The sequence below is a fragment of the Allobosea sp. LjRoot9 genome, assembly GCF_964252745.1.
GTDB lineage: Bacteria > Pseudomonadota > Alphaproteobacteria > Rhizobiales > Beijerinckiaceae > Allobosea.
On sequence record NZ_CAXUPC020000014.1, the window covers coordinates 1 to 14,639 of the forward strand.

Sequence of the window (14,639 nt, forward strand, 5' to 3'; positions counted from 1 at the left end):
GCGCTGGCGCTGCTCCAGCGTGCGCTCAGCGGTGACGTCCGTCATGATGCCGTCCCAGCAGATCGAGCCATCCGGCAGGCGGCGACAGGCCGCGTCGGTCCGCAGCCAGATCGTCGAACCGTCATCCCGGATGTGGCGCGCCTCGAAGCGCCAGGGCTTGAGCGTTCGCTCGGCGGCGGCCTGCGCATTGGCCTTTTGCAGAAACGCGCGATCCTCGGGCGCCATCCAGCGCAGCCAGCTATCGGGATCGCGCTCGACCTCTTCGCGCGTGACTGCGAGCAGCTTTTCGATGTTCGCATTGGCCAGCTTGTGGTGGATCGAGCCGTCCGGCCGCATGATCTTCTGGTAGAGGACGCCGGGCATATTGGCGGTGCAAGCCTCGAGCAGGCGGAGGGCTTCGACGCGCTGCCTGTCGCTGTTGATGATGTAGCCGACGAGCCCCGCGGCCACCACGTTGACGACAGTCGGGGCCGGGCCTGAAATCATCTCCATCAAGAACCAGGCGCGCGGGAACGTCACCGATCCGACGATGATCAGGAGTGGCATCCAGGCCGCCACGAGGCCAAGCCCGACCAGGCCGGGAACCCTGACGGCGCGATCGACCTTGCGCAGCCGCAAGCCGTAGAAGACACCGATCGCCGCGCAGAGCAGGATGCCGACGCAGCCCGGCACGGCACCCTCTCCCCCCAAATAGAGCCGCACGACGATGAGGATCGTCGTCGTGATGGCCGAGGCGATCGGGCCGCCTAGCACTCCCGACAGGACCGCGACCAGGTTGCGGAAATCGAGCAGAATCCCCGGCTGGACGACGATGGGATCCAGCATGCTGGCGCAGCCGCCAGCCGCCAGAATCACTCCGATGACGACCTGCCGGAGCCTGTGCGATTCGCCCAGCCGCTGCGTCGCCAAAGGCACCAGCACCGCCGCGATGAGAAGATAGGCCAGTCCTCTGAGCAGTTCGAACAGCATGTCGGCGCGGACAACCTAGAGAGGCGGGAGGAAGCTACGTTCCCGCAACCTACGCGGCCTGCGGCTAACGAATCATAAACCCTACGACGCTCAGGGCCGGATTCCGCAGGGGTCCACATCAAAATCCTCCCGAATGACGCCCAGATCGGCGCAGCGGTTCCCAAGCCTGGGTCAAATCGTTAGCGTTCGCCACGCCATGCAACACGTTCTTCCTCCACCTTCCGGTCAGAATCCTCCCAGCCCCGCCCCTCCGACGGCGCCGAAGGACGAGGCCGCGCGCGTCACGCCGATGATGGCGCAATATGTCGAGATCAAAGCGGCCAATCCCGACTGCCTGCTGTTCTACCGGATGGGCGATTTCTACGAATTGTTCTTCGGCGACGCCGAGATCGCCTCGCGCACGCTCGGCATCGTGCTGACCAAGCGCGGCAAGCATCAAGGCCACGACATCGCGATGTGCGGCGTCCCGGTCGAGCGCGCCGACGACTACCTCCAGAGGCTGATCGCGGCCGGCCATCGCGTCGCCGTCTGCGAGCAGGTCGAGGATCCCGCCGAGGCCAAGAAGCGCGGCCCCAAATCAGTGGTGCGGCGCGACGTGGTGCGGCTCGTCACGCCCGGCACCATCACCGAGGAGCGCCTGCTCGAACCCGGCCGCGCCAGCCTGCTGGTCGCGGTCGCGCGCCGCAAGCTCAGCGACGACGGCGCACTCTATGGGCTGGCGGCCATCGACATCTCGACCGGGCGCTTCAGCGTGATGGAGACGCCGCAGGAGCGGCTCGCAATCGAGTTCGCGCGCCTCGAACCGCGCGAGATCGTCTGCCCCGACGCGATCTATGACGACCCCGCGATGAAGGCGTTCTGGCGCGAGGTCAATGTGCCGGTGACGCCGCTGGCGCGCGAGGGGCTGGACGCGGCCTCAGCCGAGCGCAGGCTTAAGGAGTTCTTCGGCGTCGCCACGCTGGACGCCTTCGGCGCCTTCACACGCGCCGAGATCGCGGCGGCGGGCGCCGCGCTCGCCTATGTCGAGCGCACGCAGTTCGGCGCGCGGCCGCCCTTGTCGCCGCCGGTGCGCGATGCCGGCGCCGGCACCATGCTGATCGACGCCGCGACGCGGACCAACCTCGAACTGACGCGGACCCTGTCGGGCGAGCGGACAGGGAGCCTGCTCGCCACCATCGACCGGACGGCGACACCGGGCGGCGCGCGCTTGCTCGCCGAGCGATTAGCTGGACCGCTGACGGATACGGCCGCCATCGCCAATCGGCACAACGCCATCGCGGCGCTCGTCGCCGACAGCGCCCTGCGCGAGGATCTTCAGCGCGCGCTTGCCCGCGTTCCCGATGTGGCGCGTGCACTCGCCCGCCTCTCGCTCGACCGGGGCGGTCCGCGCGATCTCGCAGCGCTTGGGGCAGGTCTCACCGCCGCACGCGAGATCGCAGCCCTGCTCGCCCGCCAGGCGACGCTGCCGCAGGATCTCGCCAACGCCGCCAGCGCGCTTGCGGCGACCGATCCGGCTCTCCCGACCCGGTTGACCGACACGCTGGCCGAGGAACTCCCGCTCAACCGCCGCGACGGCCGCTTCGTCCGCGAGGGCTTCGACGCCGCCCTCGACGAATTGCGGCTGCTGCAGGTCGATTCCCGCAAGGTCATCGCGCAACTCCAAGCGCGCTACAGCGCCGAGACTGGCTGCCGGACGCTGCGGATCAAGCATAATTCCATGCTCGGCTATTTCGTCGAGGTGCCCCAGGCCGTTGGCGAGGATTTCCTGAAGGAGCCCTGGCGGGCGACCTTCGTGCACCGGCAGACGATGTCGGATGCGATGCGCTTCTCCTCGGTCGAGCTTGGCGAACTCGAGGCCAAGATCGCCTCGGCCGCCGACCGCGCCTTGAAGCTTGAGCTCGGCGTCTTCGCGGCCTTGAGCGAGGCGGTGCTGGCTCAGGCCGAGCCGATCAAGGCCGCCGCCGCCGCGCTCGCCGAGATCGACGTCTTCGCCGGGCTCGCGGAACTCGCCAGCCGCGAAGGCTGGAGCCGTCCGATCATCGACGACAGCGCCGCCTTCACCATCGCAGGCGGACGCCACCCGGTCGTGGAAGCCGCGCTCAAGCGCGACGGCAAGCCCTTCGTCGCCAATGACAGCGAACTTTCACCGCCTGGCGAGAGCAGCGGCGGCGGACGCATCTGCCTGATCACCGGTCCGAACATGGCGGGTAAATCGACCTTTCTGCGCCAGAATGCGCTGATCGCGGTGCTGGCGCAGATGGGCTCCTTCGTGCCCGCGGCCAGCGCCCATCTCGGCATCGTCGACCGGCTGTTCTCGCGCGTGGGTGCGGCCGATGATCTTGCGCGCGGACGCTCGACCTTCATGGTCGAGATGGTCGAAACCGCCGCGATCCTGAACCAGGCCGGGCCGCGCGCGCTCGTCATCCTCGACGAGATCGGGCGCGGCACCGCGACCTTCGACGGGCTCTCGATCGCCTGGGCAGCGATCGAGCATCTGCACGAGGTCAATCGCTGCCGCTCGCTGTTCGCGACGCATTATCACGAGCTCACCGCGCTCGGAGACCGGCTGGAGCGCGTCACCAACGCGACCGTTCGCGTCACCGAATGGAACGGGGAGGTGATCTTCCTGCACGAGGTGGTGGCAGGCGCGGCCGACCGCTCCTACGGCATCCAGGTCGCCAAGCTCGCAGGCCTGCCGCTCGCCGTAGTCGAACGGGCACGCGCGATCCTCAGTGAACTGGAGAAGACCGAGCGCGAGAAGCCGGTCGCCTCGCTGGTCGACGACCTGCCGCTTTTCGCCGCGCCGGTCAGGCGGACTGCGCCTGTCCTGGCCATTGCTGCGGTCGATGCGTTGCGCGAGGCGCTGAACGAGCTCGACCTCGACGAAATGACGCCACGCGCGGCTCTGGAGGCACTGTACCGGCTGAAGGGGCTGGGATGAACCTCAGCCGAGACGCCGAACGCCCGTGATGGCGCCGAAGCTCTTGGCCTGGATGCGGTCGCGGGCCGTGCGCAGCGGCTCGCTATAGACCGTCATCGTATAGGCGGTGGCGTGCAGCAGCGTCTCCGGGTCGGTCAGGATACCGACATGGCCCTTCCAGAAGACGAGATCGCCGCGCTTGAGGCCCGCGAGGCTGTCGTCAAACGCCACCGGCGTGCCCAGCGACGCCTCCAGCATGTCGGAATCGCGCGGCGAACCGACGCCTGCCGCTGCCAGCGAGAGCTGCGTCAGCCCCGAGCAATCGAGCCCGAGGCTGGTCTTGCCGCCCCAGAGATAGGGCACATGCAGGAAGCGCTCGGCGACTGCGACAAAATCGGGTTCATAGGCGTCGGCGGCGGACAGATGGGCGGCGAAGACATGCCCGCCATCGGCAAGCACGAGGAAGTCGCCGGCCTCTCCCGTGACTGTGACGCTTGCGCCGAGCGACAAGGCCTCCAGCGGTGGCAATTTCATCGATGCGCCGGGATAGATGAAGGTCCGAAGCGCCGAGACGCAGTGCGTCGGCACGGGGGCGTCCAGGCGCAATGCGTCGTCGGGCACGTAGCCGACATAGCCGTCGGAGGCGAGCTGGACCCAGGCCCAGCCTTCATGGCTCTCATAGACGTCGACCAACTCGCCCGACAACGCTTCCGTATCGAGGGGCGCATCGGGGCGCGGCTCGCGGCGCACAGGGGCAGAAGCCGCGACGACGCGCATCGGCTCGGGATCGACGAAAGCGCGCGCCTCGACCTGGCCCCGCAAGCGGCTGGCGGCGAGGTCGGGGCGGGCAGGCGTGAGGCGGCGGTCGAGAATCAGGCTCATGGCAGCAATCTAGCCGCGACCGGTTAACGCGCGAAGACTGCGGACTTCAGCCGCCGCCAAGCTCCCTCGCCCGCTCCGTTACCAGATCAGCCAATTTCTCGACCGCGAGCGCGCCTGCCACGGTGCGCTGGATGATGACATTGCGGCGGTCGAACTCATCCCGCCGCCGGCTGACGAGGCCGAGCTTGCCCATGGTGTCGAGCGCCCGCGTGATCACCGGCTTGGTGACGCCGAGCTGCGCGGCGAGCCCGCGCACGGTATGGGGCGGCAATTCAAGATAGATCGTCAGCAGGATCGCGGTCTGGCGGGCCGAAAGATCGGCCTGCCCGTCGCGCACCAGATCGAGATGCACCTGCCGCCACAGTCTGAGCGCCTGCGAGGGCCTGATCTCCAAGGGCATGAATACGCGGATCCCGATCGTTACGGACCCGTATCATTATGCGCCTTCGGCCTGGGCGCAATCGCTGTTGCGCAAGAAGCTTAACCGACAGAGGAGGCTTAGCCGACGGGGTGAAGCTGCTTCAGCAGCGCATAGGTCAGGCGGGCGGCCTGGCACTCGCCCCCCTCCGGCCGGCCGGGCTTGGCCGAGGGCGTCCAGCCATAGATGTCGAAATGGGCGTAGGACGCAGTCTTCTCGACGAAGCGGTTCAGGAACAGGGCGGCAGTGACCGAGCCGGCGAAGCTGCCGCCCGAGACATGATTGACGTCGGCGATCTTGGAATCGAGCAGCCCGTCATAGGGCGGCCAGAGCGGCAGCCGCCAGACCGGATCATTCACCGCATTGCCGAGGCGGGCGATCTCGGCGGCCAGCCCCTCGTCATGCGTATAGAAGGGCGGCAATTCCGGTCCAAGCGCGACGCGGGCCGCACCCGTCAGCGTGGCGTAGTCGATCAGCAGCTCCGGCGCCTCCTCGTCGGCGAGTGCCAGCGCGTCGGCAAGGATGAGCCGACCTTCCGCGTCGGTATTACCGATCTCGACCGTGATGCCCTTGCGGCTTTGCAGCACGTCGCCGGGCCGGAAGGCTGAACCCGAGACCGCATTCTCCACCGCCGGCACGAGCAGGCGCAGACGGACCGGAAGCTTCGCCAGCATGATCATGCGCGCAGCGGCGATCGCCGCGGCAGCCCCGCCCATATCCTTCTTCATCAGCAGCATGCCCGCCGACGGCTTGAGATCGAGGCCGCCAGTGTCGAAGGCGACCCCCTTGCCCACAAGCGTGACCTTGGGATGGCCGGGATCGCCCCAGGCCAGATCGACCAGACGCGGCGCACGTGACGAAGCGCGGCCGACCGCATGGATCATCGGGAAATTCCTGGCCAGCAGATCGTCGCCGACGATGCTGGTGACGGTGGCGCCGCATTCCTGGCCGAGCGCGCGAATCGCCGCCTCGATCTCGGCAGGGCCCATGTCATTGGCCGGCGTATTGACGAGATCGCGCGCGAGCATGGCTGACGTCGCCACCGCGCTCAGCTCCTCGCCATCGACTCCGTCGGGCAGTACGAGGCGGGCCGTGGCGGAAGCAGGATTGCGGTAGCGGTCGAAGCGGTACCCCTGCAGCAGCCAAGCCAGCGCAGCCAGGCCGGCATCGCCGATCTCGCCTGACAGCACATAGTCGCCAGCCGGCAAGATCGCCGCGAGCCGGCCGGGCGCAAAAGGATCGCGGCAACGCGATTCGGGCGGCTCGACGCCGAGCAGCACGGCCGCAACCGCTCCCGAAGCATCCGGCAAGGCAAGATGCTGGCCCGGGCGGGCAGCGAAGCCCTGAGCCTGCGCAAAGCGCCGGCCTTCCGGCGCCAGGGCTTCGAGCAGCGTGGGTAACCCGGCTTTCGAGACGACATGAACCGGAATGGCCGAAGGCGAGGCGGAAACGAGAAGGCTGTGCACAGAAATGGACACCTGATCGGAAGCGAGGTCGGGGACCGGTCGCGAGGCCGCGGTTAAGAATGCATTAGGGTTAACGCTTTATCACCGGCAGGACCAGATTTTCCATCGTTGCGAGGCGATCCCGCCATGTCTGCCAGCCTTCCAGCGCCCCTGATGGCCTCTCGCAAGCTTGTCCGCACCAGCCTTCTGGCTGCCGTCTGCCTCGCCGCACTTACCGCTGCCGGCTGCCAGAGCCGCAGCGGGCTCGGCGACATCACAGGCTCGATCGGCCGCAGCGAGGCCCAGCCGCGCAATCCGGCCGATTGGCAAGCGGAGAGCCAGCGCTGGGGCAAGCGCTACGACGCCAGCCCTAAGGAGCGTGACGCCGCCTTCTACTATGCGCGCGCCTTGCGCGCGCTCGACCAGAACGCCCAGGCGCTGGCCGTGCTGCAGGGCGCAGTCCTGGTCCATACCAATGATCTCGAAATGCTGGGGGCCTATGGCCGTTCTCTCGCCGATAATGGCCGATTGAAAGAGGCGGACGAAGTGCTCTCCCGCGCCCATTCGCCGGAACGGCCGGATTGGCGCATCCTCTCGGCGCAGGGCACGGTGGCTGACCAGTTGGGCGAACCCGAACGCGCGCAGCAGCTCTACCAGGCGGCTCTCAAGCTCGCGCCCGGCGAGCCGACCGTGATGTCCAATCTCGGCCTCTCCTTGGCGCTCTCGAAGCATTTGCCTGAGGCCGAACGGGTCTTGCGTGAGGCGGCCACCTCCAACCGCAGCGATGTGCGCGTGCGGCAAAACCTCGTCCTCGTGCTCGGCCTGCAGGGCCGCTTCGGCGAAGCGGAGACGCTGGCCCGGCAGGACCAGAGCCCCACGGAAGCCGCAGCCACGATCGCTTATCTCAAGCGCAGCGTCAGTCAGACGAATAGCTGGGACGTTCTGAGGGCCGGCGGCAGCAAGGGTAAGACAACCGCCCGCAAGCCGGAAGCAGCGATGGGCGAAGCACCCAAGGTCTGATGCCGAGCTCCCTAGGCGGCCTCGCTAAAGCGTTGCGCGACTACGAACAGAAGAATGATGCTGCATGGCGGTAGTCATGGGCTTCGCCTGGATCAGGGGCGGTTTCTTCCTAATCAGCCTGAGCTCTCACCAGACTACCTCTTGGCGCCCGCCGGCGGTCAACGTGACAACGCCGCCGGCTTGCCGTCGGAGGGTCGGAGGTTAGTTGTGTCCGCTGAAGCTTCGGTTTCGCCTGAAATCGAGCCGTCCTTGCAGCGCATCCTCGTAGAATGCCCGGTAATTCAAGGCGACCTGCTGCCAGGAGTATGGAGCCAGCGCATCGATGTCGGGTTTCAAGGCCCCACGCGAGGCTTTCAAGCTCTCGAATGCCTCGACGATCACATTCGCCGCCTCCTGGGGAGCGCCGAAATCGGTGAGGCGGATCACGGAATATTTTTCCGACAGAGCGGCGAATGCTGCATTGGGCTGGACGACGGGCACCAGCCCCGCGCTCATCGCCTCGATCAGCGCAAGGCCGAACCCCTCGAAATCCGAGGCGGAGACGAACAGCGAGGAGCGGCTCATCACGTCTCGGGCCTCCGCGTCGCCGAGGCCGAGATGGATGTCGATCCGGCCTGCCAAGCCGGCTCGAGCGATGGCATCGCGCAGCGCGGCTTCAGACCAGTCGGATTCAACGCCGATCATATCGAGATGCCAGTCGGCGCCCGTGCGCAACAACGCCGCCATGGTCGCGATCAGGTTCTCGGGACGCTTGTTCTTGGAGAAGCGTCCGATGCTGACAAGGCGCCGAACCGGAGCGACGCTGGATGCGCCGCGGAATTTGTCGAGATCGACACCGTTCTCGATGACGCGGACCTTGCCGGCCGCCACATTCTCGAACATCCGCGCATCATTGGCGCTACAGCCGGCAATGGCGCGATAGGCCAGCGATGATAGCCGCGTGGGACCATTCATCCAGATCTTCTTCAGGCCAGAAAAGTCGCGCGTATGGAAGAAGCCACCATGGGTCGTCGCGACCAGCAGCTTGCGATGAAAGATCCAGCCGAGCGCGAGAGCATCGAAAAAGAAGTCGATGGCATGGACATGGACGATATCAGCATCGGACAGGTGAGCGAAGACCGACGGCGCGAAGGGGTAACGGGAGGAGCCGTGATAAGGAATGCGCCGGACCGGGATTCCGTCGATGACTTCCTCCTGCGCCAATTGCAGTCCCGGATCGCCGAACAGCCGATCGAGTGTCAGCACCGAGGGCTTGAGCCCCATGCGCAGCTGCGCTCTGCAGAGATTGGCGACGACATCCTCCAACCCCCCGCGATTGGGCAGAAACTGCCTGACCACGTGGACGATCCGCATCCCCTCACGCAGGCTTCGGAGCGGCGCGTTCACGGACGTCCCGTCCGGCCACAGGTCGTATTTTTTGCCGATCTCGTGTTCAATTGCTCGATGAGCGCTTTCATCTGCGGCCTCTCTCCTGCCCCCGTCGGTTCGAGGTTGAAGACGTAGTCCGGCGGCCACCACGGCCCGGCACCCCAGGCAGTCCAGCCGACCCACTGCTCCGGACGTGCATCGAGACGCGCCGTCATCTCCTTGAAGACCTTGACGCATTCGGGCCGGTCGGAGGCCGCAAATTCGCCCAGGAAGCCCTGTCGGCTATGGGCCTTGAGCCAGATGCTGACCTCGTCGATGGCCTTGAGTGCGCCTTGCGCTGCCGAGCACTCCGACTGGCGGCCGGAATAATCGGCATCGAGATATTGGTGAAAGTCGTAGGCGAACCGCTTCAGCGGGTCCTCGATCGCCAGCAGGTCGCGGCCGTTGTTGCCGACCGGCAAATCCGCTGTCCAGCTATGGGCGCCGCCATAGGCGGTTCCCGTGACCAGGAGCATCTGGCGGGCGCCCGCCTTGCGGATCTCCGCAATGGCGACGTTCTGGGTCTTCGCCCATTCGGCGCTGTGGATGTCGTAGGGCTCGTTCATGATCGAGAAGACCACGTTCGTCCGGTCGCGATAATGCGTTGCCAGCCGCCGCCAGACATCGCCCAGCGCGGAGGCTGGCAATGTCGGGGAGCCCAGTCTCTTGCCAGCATAATAGCCGAAATTGTGCAGGTCGAGGATCGCGACCAGACCCGCGCCCTTGGCAGTGTCGATGCTCTGGTCGAGGCGGGCGAGTTCGGCCGCATCGAGTTCACCGCCGGGTTTGGGCTGGATGCGTTCCCAGCGGAACGGCAGCCGGAAGGAGGTCATACCCAGTCCGGCCAGCCGGCGGATCGCCGCCTCGGCGGGGTAGGTGTAATCGGTGTTCGGCCGCCCCGGCACCGTGCCGAATTCGGCGCCCGAGAGATTGACGCCACGCAGGCACGTCTCCGCGCCTGTCGCAGGCATGGCGGCGCCCAACAGGCCGGCAGCCGCTAGCAGCAGGCCGGCGCGCCGCCGTCTCGTCGAGACATTCATGGCTTGACCGTCTCCAGCAGCTTGGCCCGCAGCCGAAGCGCGGCACCGAGGTGGGTGAAGTTGTGGTCGGCGTCGGGAATGGTTGCGAACGACACGTTGCGATAGGCCGAGAGCCCCTCGCCGGTCTTGCCGAAATAGGTGTTAAATTCGGCCATGCCGACATCCCCTTCGGCATAGATCAACGCCACATCGACTTGGCGGGCCGCCAGCACGCCGAAGCGCCGTTGGCATTCGCGGCGCAGCCGGCCGTGCTTGGTCAAGCGGCCCAGCACAGGCGCGAGCCGGACCGAAACCTGCTTCAGGAGCCGGAACAGGAGATAGCGCGCGGCCGGCCCGATCCGAAGCTGCCCCGTGAGCAGCCGGCGCAGCCCGCCGTTACGCTTCAGCGTCGCGCCGAAGTCGCCGACGCTCCGATGGGCGTACCGGATCGCATCTTCGACGCTTTCGTCAGGGTCCCAGACGAAGCGCTCGTTGTTGACCATGACGAGCTGCCGGACCCGCTGATCCGCGACCGCGGCGTTGAAGGCAGCATAGGCTCCGCTGCAGCGCCCGATCAGGATCGGATCCTGGTAGCCGCGCGTATCCATGACGTCGAGGGCGAGCCGGACATCGGCGATCTGTTCTTCGGAATAGAGTACTTCCTCGGGACCGTTCTCATCGGGCAGGCTGTCGCCGATGCCGCTGGTATCGAAGCGTAGCGACGCGATGCCGCGCACCGCGAAGGCACGAGCCTGCGCGACCGTGACGCGGGCCCAGCCGATATGGTAGTCGCGTCCGGCATTGACGAACACGATCGACGAGCGGGAAGAGCGGCCTTCGGGCTCGCACACCACGCCAAAAAGACGTCCGTCCGGACCGAATCGGACGGGGCTCTCGATGAAGCCCGGCCCGAACAGCTTCGCGACCCGCCCCTCATAAGGCTTGGCCGTCGCGAGCGCGTGAACGGTCTGTTCCGGCGCGCGTGCGCGCAGCGCGACCCAAGCGACGATGGCCGCGATCGTCGGCAAAGGCGGCCTGGCGCCGGTCGGATCGGTCGTCAGCAGCTCGTAGCCCTGATAGGGCGAGGTCGTCACCGCGGTACCGCGTGCAGCCAAATGTGTTGCGAGCGCTGCATCGCCCGCATGGCCAGAACGGGTCAGCAGCAGCACCTCGTCGCAGGGACGGCTGTCGGTGTCGAGCAAGCTCAGCCTTCCGATGGCGGCCAGGCGCGCCGGCGGCAACCGAAGACCCGCCACGGCACAGCCCGTATCATCGTCGGGATCCATGCCGATCCCGATGCGGTCGGCAACGATGCGCGTCCAGACGGATAATTCGCGCAGATAGCGCTTGCCGTTGACGACTGGCGCCATGACCACGCAGCCGGAGACCGGAGCCAACGCGTCAGCCAGACGCAGGGCGAGCGTTCCGCCAAAGCCCTGTCCCAGCAGGATCAAGCGCGAGCAGCCGCTGGCCTGCCTCAGCAGATCGGCGGCAGCGCGCACGGTCTCGTCCCAGTCATCGAGGCCGGACGGCTCGACGGCATCGAGCGCGTCACCGAGACCGGGATAGTCGAAGCGGAGGCAGGCTATGCCGGCCAGGGACAACGCTTCAGCCAATGTCCGCCACGTGCTGCGCAGGCAAAGTTCCTCGTAGCCGACCGGAGCCAGCATCAGAACGGCCACCGACGCGGCTCCTGGGTAAAGCATGCCGATCGTGCCTGAGAAGGCGACGGGCGTTCCCTGGGATGATAGAGCGGCCATCGGCGACGACACCGGCGCGATCGGAAGCTCGGATGCCGCATCCTGCCGTCGTGCCATGACCGGTGTCCGTTCGGCCGCCGCTGCGCCCATATCCCTGCTCCGCCTCGGCGTTTTCAATGCACAGCCGTTTTTGCTGCGGTGTCGGCGTGATCACCATCGGGCTGGGGCTGCATCGGCTCTGGCTGCTTCAGCCCCGTGAAGATGAAGGGTCTGAAAAACGCCGTTGCCATATTGTCGATCGCATATTTGCGCTTGATCCAGTGCCAGGCGGCCAGATTGGATGCCAGCGTCATGAAAAGCCCCGCGATCGCGATGCCCATCAGCCCGCCGATCTGGGCCAGGCCGTACAGTAATCCCAGATAGAAAACGAAGATCACCGCCCGCGCGATCAGGAAGAAGCGCTCGCCGCCGCCGATCATCAACAGCCAAGAACCGGGCCCGAAAAAGGCCTGCGAAACGGACAGCACGCACAGGACCGTCAGGACATCGGCATGCTGGGCGAAATCCGCATTGAAGATCGAGAGGACGAACGGCGCGATCATCACCAGGGCGAAGGCGCCCAGAAGCGAGATGCAGAAGCTGGCGAAGGACAGCTGCCCGATCAGGATCTGGGCGCCAGCATTGTCGGATTTCTGGAAGCGGGCGGCGATCATGGGGATGCCGACGGTATCGATCGCCGCGACCGGCAAGGTCAGCAGCATCGCGATCCGCAGGGCCACGAAGTAGAAGCCGGCCTTGTCCAGCCCCAGCACCGCGCCGATCAGGATCGTTTCCAGATAGGCCGATGAAGAGTTCAGGATGCCATTGGCGATGAAATACAGGCTTTCTTTGTGCCAAGTTCCGCGAGTCTCGCGCGGTACATCATCGTGGCGTGCCAGCCAGCCCCAGCCTTCGCCGCGCGTGAAGGCGACGGCTTGATACAAAGTCGTGGCCCCCAGCAGCACGGTGACGATGGTCATGACCACCTCGCCATCGGCGCGATAGCCGATGAGCCCCGCAGCGGCGATGCACAGGATCGACGCGCCGCGCCAGACGATCTCACGGGGCACGAGCGATAGGTTGATCTGCCCGTGAATGCGGAAATAGTTCTGCAGATACTCGCTGACCGCGAAGACCGCGGCAAAGGCCAGCGCCACCCAGAGATGCCGATAGGGTTCCGGAAACGCATCCGCGAAGATGAAGAACACGGTGGCTGCAACCACCAGCAGCCCGCAGCCGAGCGCGAGCCAGCGCGCATTGACGCCGACCAGCGCCTGGTTCAGCCAATGGCTGGCCCCTTCATGGTGTTGGTAGCGCTTCACCACAAGAATCTGCTGTCCCAGAACCGCGATCAGGCCCAGCGCACTGCCGATCGAAAACAGGAAGACATAGAGGCCATATTCCTGCGTGGACAGGAAATGACTCGCCGTCAGCAGGACGAGGAAGCTCAACAAGGTGCTGCTGAATCGCGACGAGAAGGCGGACACGAACCGCCTGGCCTCCGTCCGCCTGGACAATCTCCACAGGGCCTTCACGAGCTTGCGTCCTGAATCACCGGCACGCGTCCCGGCTGCGCACCGCGCAGCAACTCGGCGAAGACGGCCTCATAGGACGAAGCGATGCGTTCGGGCGCGTAGCGTCGCGCCGCTGCGAGGGCTCCCTGGGAAAGCGTGGCGATACGCTCCGGATTCTGCACGAGTTCAGTGATGTGCTGCGCCAATGCGCCATCGTCTCCAGGCGCGTACAGGGCGCCGTTGATGCCGGGCTCGATCGTTTCGGGAATGCCGCCCGACCGCGCTCCTATGACCGGAACGCCGTGGACGAAGGCCTCGATCACGACGCGTCCGAAGGGCTCCCGGAAGACAGAGGGCACAACGAGTACGTCGATCTGGGGAAAGAACGCGTCGGGCTGCACCCAACCAAGGAAGCGCGTGTTCTCCTTCGGAAAACGTTCCGGCAGTGCGGCCGCATAGTTGCCCTGCCCGGTTCCGGCGATCAGGAACTCGACCGGCTGTCCTTTCAGGCGATGGGCGGCCGCAGCCAGCGTATCGAGACCCTTGATCGGATCATGGACGCCAATGAAACCCAGTCGCAGCGGCCTGCCCTCGCCGGGCGCCACGCGCGGCGAGGGCACATCGCGCGGCGCGATCGCGCCGGGAATGCAATGTGAGGTCGCATGGGGAAAGTATCCCTCGCTGAGATGGCGCGCGGCGATGAAATCCGTCTCGCCGACCACGGCATCGACGAAGCGCGACATCAGCTTTTTGCCATAGGAGGTCGCCCGGCAGGAGCCGCAGGCGCGGGCGCAATTGTCGCCGTTGCGCCACATGCTGCCCTTCCAGCACAGGAGGAAGGTGCTTCGCAGAATGTGGCAAACGGGCACGCCCAGGCTTTTGGCGGCGGCCCAAGTCGCCACATTGATGTTTTCGATGGAGTCCGTGAGGACGATATCGGGCCGGACACGCCTGATCTCGCGGCGCATCGCGAAGAAGGCGCGAGGGTTGAAATTTTCCAGCGCGTGCCAGACGAGCTTTTTCCACGCAGGACGCGGCAGGCGATAGTTCCAGTCGATATTGAGCGAACGAAGCCGGTGGACCGGCACGCCGTCGAAGATCTCGTGCTTGTCCTCGCCGGCGACATTGACCACCTCGATGTCGTGGCCTGCCGCTCGCAGCAGCTTCGCCACGATCATCGCCGAGATCGGTCCGCCACCGTCGATGAAGGGAGGGAACGCCGCGCAGGCCATCAGAATCCGCACGCCACTCCGTTTTTCCGGGACGCCACCCCCGTTTTCCCGACCGACATGCAAGGCCGATAGCC

General features: G+C 66.2%; 11 protein-coding genes. 2 read left to right on the top strand and 9 right to left on the bottom strand.

What is annotated here, in order from left to right:
- Positions 1-969, bottom strand: a 969-nt coding sequence (locus tag ACSQ3P_RS30380) for a LytS/YhcK type 5TM receptor domain-containing protein (RefSeq protein ID WP_436169150.1), incomplete at its 3' end; no start/stop codon positions are given.
- A 292-nt stretch (positions 970-1,261) separates the two neighbouring features.
- On the opposite strand from ACSQ3P_RS30380, the gene mutS reads away from it, so the two are divergent.
- Positions 1,262-3,910, top strand: a complete 2,649-nt coding sequence (gene mutS / locus ACSQ3P_RS30385; protein WP_436169298.1) for a DNA mismatch repair protein MutS — start codon at positions 1,262-1,264, stop codon at positions 3,908-3,910.
- Between the two features lie 3 nt (positions 3,911-3,913).
- On the opposite strand, the gene ACSQ3P_RS30390 is transcribed toward mutS, so the two are convergent.
- The 3 genes from ACSQ3P_RS30390 to ACSQ3P_RS30400 all read right to left on the bottom strand — a co-directional run bounded on the left by ACSQ3P_RS30390 (position 3,914) and on the right by ACSQ3P_RS30400 (position 6,655).
- Positions 3,914-4,771, bottom strand: coding sequence for an NlpC/P60 family protein (locus ACSQ3P_RS30390; RefSeq protein ID WP_436169151.1), 858 nt, complete (start codon positions 4,769-4,771; stop codon positions 3,914-3,916).
- A gap of 46 nt (positions 4,772-4,817) precedes the next feature.
- Positions 4,818-5,171, bottom strand: coding sequence for a MarR family transcriptional regulator (locus ACSQ3P_RS30395; protein ID WP_092173215.1), 354 nt, complete (start codon positions 5,169-5,171; stop codon positions 4,818-4,820).
- A gap of 98 nt (positions 5,172-5,269) precedes the next feature.
- Positions 5,270-6,655: a leucyl aminopeptidase family protein gene (locus tag ACSQ3P_RS30400; RefSeq protein WP_436169152.1), complete on the bottom strand. Its 1,386-nt coding sequence runs from the start codon at positions 6,653-6,655 to the stop codon at positions 5,270-5,272.
- Between the two features lie 126 nt (positions 6,656-6,781).
- On the opposite strand from ACSQ3P_RS30400, the gene ACSQ3P_RS30405 reads away from it, so the two are divergent.
- A complete protein-coding gene (locus ACSQ3P_RS30405; protein ID WP_436169153.1) occupies positions 6,782-7,654 on the top strand; it encodes a tetratricopeptide repeat protein in 873 nt (290 codons plus the stop codon).
- A 201-nt stretch (positions 7,655-7,855) separates the two neighbouring features.
- Here the strand turns inward: ACSQ3P_RS30405 and ACSQ3P_RS30410 are convergent, their stop codons facing one another.
- Genes ACSQ3P_RS30410 through ACSQ3P_RS30430 form a run of 5 tightly spaced genes read right to left on the bottom strand, consistent with a single transcriptional unit; the run spans position 7,856 to position 14,577 of the window.
- Positions 7,856-9,007: a glycosyltransferase family 4 protein gene (locus ACSQ3P_RS30410; protein ID WP_436169299.1), complete on the bottom strand. Its 1,152-nt coding sequence runs from the start codon at positions 9,005-9,007 to the stop codon at positions 7,856-7,858.
- Between the two features lie 29 nt (positions 9,008-9,036).
- Positions 9,037-10,101, bottom strand: a complete 1,065-nt coding sequence (locus ACSQ3P_RS30415; RefSeq protein ID WP_436169154.1) for a glycoside hydrolase family 5 protein — start codon at positions 10,099-10,101, stop codon at positions 9,037-9,039.
- Positions 10,098-11,930 carry an alpha/beta fold hydrolase gene (locus ACSQ3P_RS30420; RefSeq protein WP_436169155.1) on the bottom strand — a complete coding sequence of 611 codons (1,833 nt, stop codon included), beginning with the start codon at positions 11,928-11,930 and terminating at the stop codon, positions 10,098-10,100. The genes ACSQ3P_RS30415 and ACSQ3P_RS30420 overlap by 4 nt, the downstream gene beginning before the upstream one ends.
- A 23-nt stretch (positions 11,931-11,953) precedes the next feature.
- The gene (locus ACSQ3P_RS30425) at positions 11,954-13,306 is read right to left on the bottom strand and encodes a lipopolysaccharide biosynthesis protein (RefSeq protein ID WP_436169156.1); all 1,353 of its coding nucleotides are present in this window, start codon (positions 13,304-13,306) and stop codon (positions 11,954-11,956) included.
- 44 nt (positions 13,307-13,350) lie between these two features.
- A complete protein-coding gene (locus ACSQ3P_RS30430) occupies positions 13,351-14,577 on the bottom strand; it encodes a glycosyltransferase (RefSeq protein ID WP_436169157.1) in 1,227 nt (408 codons plus the stop codon).
- Positions 14,578-14,639 lie beyond the last annotated feature (62 nt).

What these genes read in the sequence shown, in the direction of transcription:
- ACSQ3P_RS30390 (WP_436169151.1), bottom strand. Translation starts at nt 4,771, where the DNA reads ATGAGCCTGATTCTCGACCGCCGCCTCACGCCTGCCCGCCCCGACCTC.
- mutS (WP_436169298.1), top strand. Translation starts at nt 1,262, where the DNA reads ATGGCGCAATATGTCGAGATCAAAGCGGCCAATCCCGACTGCCTGCTG.
- ACSQ3P_RS30395 (WP_092173215.1), bottom strand. Translation starts at nt 5,171, where the DNA reads ATGCCCTTGGAGATCAGGCCCTCGCAGGCGCTCAGACTGTGGCGGCAG.
- ACSQ3P_RS30415 (WP_436169154.1), bottom strand. Translation starts at nt 10,101, where the DNA reads ATGAATGTCTCGACGAGACGGCGGCGCGCCGGCCTGCTGCTAGCGGCT.
- ACSQ3P_RS30405 (WP_436169153.1), top strand. Translation starts at nt 6,782, where the DNA reads ATGTCTGCCAGCCTTCCAGCGCCCCTGATGGCCTCTCGCAAGCTTGTC.
- ACSQ3P_RS30410 (WP_436169299.1), bottom strand. Translation starts at nt 9,007, where the DNA reads ATGCGGATCGTCCACGTGGTCAGGCAGTTTCTGCCCAATCGCGGGGGG.
- ACSQ3P_RS30420 (WP_436169155.1), bottom strand. Translation starts at nt 11,930, where the DNA reads ATGGGCGCAGCGGCGGCCGAACGGACACCGGTCATGGCACGACGGCAG.